This window comes from Natronococcus sp., from assembly GCF_047921035.1.
Classification (GTDB): Archaea; Halobacteriota; Halobacteria; order Halobacteriales; family Natrialbaceae; genus Natronococcus.
Genome location: NZ_JBLRWX010000166.1, coordinates 1 through 4210, shown reverse-complemented (window position 1 = coordinate 4210; position 4210 = coordinate 1). Strand labels below are relative to the sequence as shown.

Sequence of the window (4210 nt, the reverse complement as noted above, 5' to 3'; positions counted from 1 at the left end):
GCCATCGCGGCGAGGACGACCCCGCCCGCGGCGACGGCGAGAACCAGCGGGACGAAGAGCGCGATCGGCACGCCCAGCAGCCGCTGGACGCGGTCGTCGTCGCTCCAGGGTCGATCGAGCGCGCCGACGAGACGACCGAGCCACGCGACCGGGTGGGCTGCGTTGGGGGGTTCGCCGACCAGTCGATCCAGCCCGAGGGCGAACCCGACCAGCGCAATCGTCGTCAGCGTCATACGATCGATCTCCACCCATCGCCCGCGCGTGTGCTCACGGTTCGGTCCCTCCCTCGAGGCTCGCCAGTGCCTCGGGAACCTCGGGAAGGGGGACGTCCTCGAGCAGGATCGCGGTGCCGCCGACGGCCTCGATCCCGCCGTCGGTTCGGGGGTCGTCGCCGACGTGGACGACCGCTGATGGGGAGACCCCGAGTTCGTCGGCCGTTAGCTCGAATATTTCGGGTGCCGGCTTGCGCCAGCCGCAGGCGACGCTCGTGACGACGGCGTCGAACCCGTCCCGGTCGAGGTCGGCCCGGATGAGCGTTCGAGCGACGAGTTCGGGGACGCTGCAGTTCGAGCAGATCGCCACGGGACCGCGGTCGCGGCCGCCCGCGACGGCCTCGCGTGCCCCTTCGCGGGTCTCGACTACGGGGTCGAACGCCGCGACGACCGCGCGTCTGACGACGTTGTTCTCGAACTCGACCCCGCGGCTCGCGAGCGCGCGGCTGACGTGGGCCGGCAGCGGTACCTCCGCGTGTTCGGGGGGATCGACGTGCGGGCTCGCGTAGGCGTCGGCCCAGTCCTCGGGGACGTCGACGCCCCGGGACTCGAGTTCGTCGGCGACGGCCGCCGCGGGCGTCGCGGGCTGGTCGACGTCGACGAGCGTATCGAAGAGGTCGAACGAGACTGCCACGTTCGCGTAACGAGCACAAGCTGACTTTACTCTCGCGGTCGGCGGGCGGCTACTCGAGTCCGACGATGTTCGACTCGAGGTCGCGGGGGTAGTAGGTGAGCCACTCGATTCCCTCGTCGGTGACGGCGATCGTATCCGAGTGGCGGTAGCCGTACGTGTCGGTGTAGAGCCCGGGCTCGATCGTCCAGACGTGGCCCGGCCGCATCACCGCGTCCTCGTCGTCGTAGCTCGTGTGTTCGCTCCCGCAGTGGTCGCCCCACCCCTCGTCGATATACGGTGGTTCGTGGCCCGCGAGGCCGATGTTGTGGCCGACGTGGTGCTGGGCGAGGTCGGCGACGCCCTGTTCCTCGAAGTAGGTCTCGACGGCGCGGTCGACGTCGGCGATCGGAACGCCGGGTCCGAGCGCGTCGATCGCGATCTCCTGGGCCTCTTTCATGAGTTCGAAGTAGTGGACCTGCTCGTCGCTTGGCTCCCCGACGAACATCGTTCGCTCGAGTTCGGAGTGGTAGCCGTCGACGTTCGCCGTCGCGCCCGTCACGAGGACGTCGCCGTCCTCGAGCCGCCGGTTCGCGGTGTGGCCGTGGGGGAGCCGGCTCTGTTCGCCCGTGATGTAGCCCGCCGTGACGGGACCCGACCCTCGGGTTCTGGGAACGTACCGGTTGCCCAGCGTGTCGAGCATTGCCCGCGAGGCGTCGGTGGAGGCGCGCTGGCTCACCGTCGCGGGGTGGGTGCCGGGTTCGGTGTAGTCGGCGAGATAGCGGTGGCCGAGGTTCGCCCACTTCGCGGACTCCCGGATGAGGTCGATCTCCGCGTCCGACTTCTCCCAGCGCAGGCGAGCGACCCAGCTCTGGGTGTCGACCTCGAGGAACTCGCTCAAGGCGGGCCCCTGGTACCCCATCGTCCCCGGCGCGCCGTCGGCGTCGGCGGCGACCCGATCGATCCCGAACTCCTCGAGCATCCCGACGACGGTCTCGATCGGGCGGCCGCCGGGGTAGTCCCGATAGTGACGAACGGAGTCAATCCGCGGGTTCTCCTCGACCCGTTCGACCTCGAGTCGCGGGACGGTGATCGCGATCCGCTCGTCTGTCACCGCGAGCGCGACGGGGCGCTCGGTCTGGATGTGGTCGAACCCGGTCAGGTACTCGATGCTCGTCGCGCCGAACCAGAGGCCGGCGTCGGCCTCGAGACCCTCGAGTCGCGATCGGACGTCGGACAGCCGTTGCTCGAACTCCGCCGGAGGAACGTGCATACTACAGCAAGGCGGGAGCGACGACAAAAACGTTCAGTTGGGACGGCTCGTACAGCAGTTCGTCTCAGTCGATCCGAGCGAACGCCAGGTTGCCCGAGATGTTCTTGATGTAGATGTCGACGACGTCGCCCTCCTCGGCGCCGGGGACGAAGATCGTGTAGTTGCCCTTCTCGGCGACGCCGTCGCCCTTTCGGCCCGTACCGGTGATCTCGACGGTGTAGGTCTGACCCTCCTCGACGGCGTCGGCCTGCTGTTGCTGCTGGCTGCTCGTCGAGCGCTTGCTCACGGGACGGAACGCCCCGCAGGCGTCACAGCGCAACATTGGGGTGCGGTTCTCCCGGACGAGACGGGTGTCGGGCAGGCCACACTCCGAACACAGCACGTACTCGTCGACGTAGGCGTCGACCGCCGCGCTGAAGTCCTGCTCGGAGAAGGTCCCGTTGTACCGGCCGCGGCCGCTCTCGAACTTGCCGCTGGTCCCCAGTTCGCGCTGGATGAACCGGTGGAGGTGTTCGTCCTCGCGCGAGAGGACGTCGGCGATGTCGCCGAGGTTCGTAAATCGCGTAAACGCGCCGTCTTTCTGGGCGTGGGGGTCCGGAATCTCCAGTCGGCTCTCGTCGCCGCCGATATCCGGAACCTCGTCCATCGCACGGTCGAGACTCGATTCGTAATCCATACTCGAGTCCAAACGTCGCTGACGTAAATCCGTTCTGCTCTGGGGGACGCGCTCAGAGGGCGTCGCCGCCGCTCTCGCTGACCGAGCCCTGTCCCTCCTCGTCGAGCCCCTCGAGGTCACGTTCGGGATTGGCCTCGCGGGCGTCGCCGGCCTCGCCGGTGAGTTCGCCGTAAACGGCCTCGCGAACCTCCTCGGGCGAGTCGTACTCCTCGCCGGCCAGCCGGTCGAAGACGCTGCCGAGCGACTCCGTCTCGTTGAGCATGTCGATCGGCTCGCTCCCGTACTCGGTCGCGAGCTCCTCGCTCGAGACGGGATACTCGAGCGAGCCCAGGTCGCGCTCGACCTCCTCGAGGATCGACTCGGCCTCGTCGGCGCGTCGTGACTTGCGTTGTTCGGCCCGGTCCTGCGCGCGGTCGCGACTCGGTCCGTCGTCGCTCATGCGCGGTCGTACGACGAGCCCGGACAAAAACGGCCGGCCGGCGAGGGCGGGGCCGTCCAGCGCGGCTCCGCCTCGGCTTCCACTCCGCCGGGAAACCGTCACCACCACCTGCCCCGACTACAGTTCGCCGCCTTGATATATAATTATTTTCCACAAACAATTCGGGCCGGTAATCGGGTCGCCGAACGGGTGCGACTCCCCTCGAGTGGAACTCGACGGGACGGGCAGAAGTTCACTTCGCGCACGAGGACGGGGGACAAGCCGATCGACAGTCGCGAATCGGCCTGGAAAAAGTCTGCCCTCCCCGATTTGAACGCTGTGAGACGTGCTCGCTGCGCTGCGCGCGACTCACAAGCTCAAATCGGATCGGGAGAGATTCTCGGAACTCGTCGGGTTCGCTACGCTCGCCGAACGAGTTCACGAGAAATCCGCCCTCCCCGATTTGAACGGGGGGCAAGTCGATCTACAGTCGACTGCTCTACCAGTCTGAGCTAAGGGCGGGCGCACCTCAACGTAGTCCCCGAGGGAGACATAAGGGTTATCATTCGGGACGGGTTCGTCCGCGATGACCAGATAATTGATATAGGTGGGATGACAAGGACCGTCCGAGAGGATGAGCAAGATCACGTTCCGCGCGGACGACGACCTCGTCGCCCGCCTCGAGGATCTCGAGGCCTCCAAGAGCGAGGTCATGCGCGAGGCCCTGCGGGCGTACCTCGAGGAGTCGTCGTCGGACTCGCCCGATCGAACGGGCGAGACGGCGATCGACGACCTCGTCCGGGAGCGCGTCGACGACCTCCTCACGGAGCGACTCGCCGAGTCCCGGGCCCAGCGCCCGCCGGAGCGTGGCCAGGACGTCAACGTGACGATCTCGCTCGAGGACGGATCGCGCAGCGCCGCCGACGCCCGCGTGTCGGCGGTGTCGGACACCGACTCCGAC

6 protein-coding genes and 1 tRNA gene are annotated in these 4210 nt (G+C 67.7%); 1 reads left to right on the top strand and 6 read right to left on the bottom strand.

The window, feature by feature from the left end; translation table 11 throughout:
* From ACNA7R_RS19405 to ACNA7R_RS19380, 6 genes are all read right to left on the bottom strand, one after another.
* Window positions 1-233 (bottom strand): cobalamin biosynthesis protein (locus ACNA7R_RS19405; RefSeq protein ID WP_416285160.1); only part of this gene is annotated, 233 nt, incomplete at its 3' end.
* A gap of 34 nt (window positions 234-267) precedes the next feature.
* Entirely contained in the window at window positions 268-906 is a 639-nt protein-coding gene (locus tag ACNA7R_RS19400) for an HAD family hydrolase (protein WP_416285159.1), read from the bottom strand.
* Between the two features lie 49 nt (window positions 907-955).
* Complete coding sequence (locus ACNA7R_RS19395) at window positions 956-2155, bottom strand: M24 family metallopeptidase (RefSeq protein ID WP_416285158.1); 1200 nt, start codon at window positions 2153-2155, stop codon at window positions 956-958.
* A 64-nt stretch (window positions 2156-2219) separates the two neighbouring features.
* Complete coding sequence (locus tag ACNA7R_RS19390) at window positions 2220-2831, bottom strand: translation initiation factor IF-2 subunit beta (protein WP_416285157.1); 612 nt, start codon at window positions 2829-2831, stop codon at window positions 2220-2222.
* 52 nt (window positions 2832-2883) lie between these two features.
* On the bottom strand, window positions 2884-3270 hold the full coding sequence (locus tag ACNA7R_RS19385; RefSeq protein ID WP_416285156.1) for a hypothetical protein: 387 nt from the start codon (window positions 3268-3270) through the stop codon (window positions 2884-2886).
* A gap of 427 nt (window positions 3271-3697) precedes the next feature.
* Window positions 3698-3771, bottom strand: a tRNA-Tyr gene (locus tag ACNA7R_RS19380).
* Between the two features lie 112 nt (window positions 3772-3883).
* Here ACNA7R_RS19380 and ACNA7R_RS19375 point away from each other — a divergent pair.
* A partial coding sequence (locus ACNA7R_RS19375; RefSeq protein WP_416285155.1) for a ribbon-helix-helix protein, CopG family occupies window positions 3884-4210 on the top strand: 327 nt, incomplete at its 3' end.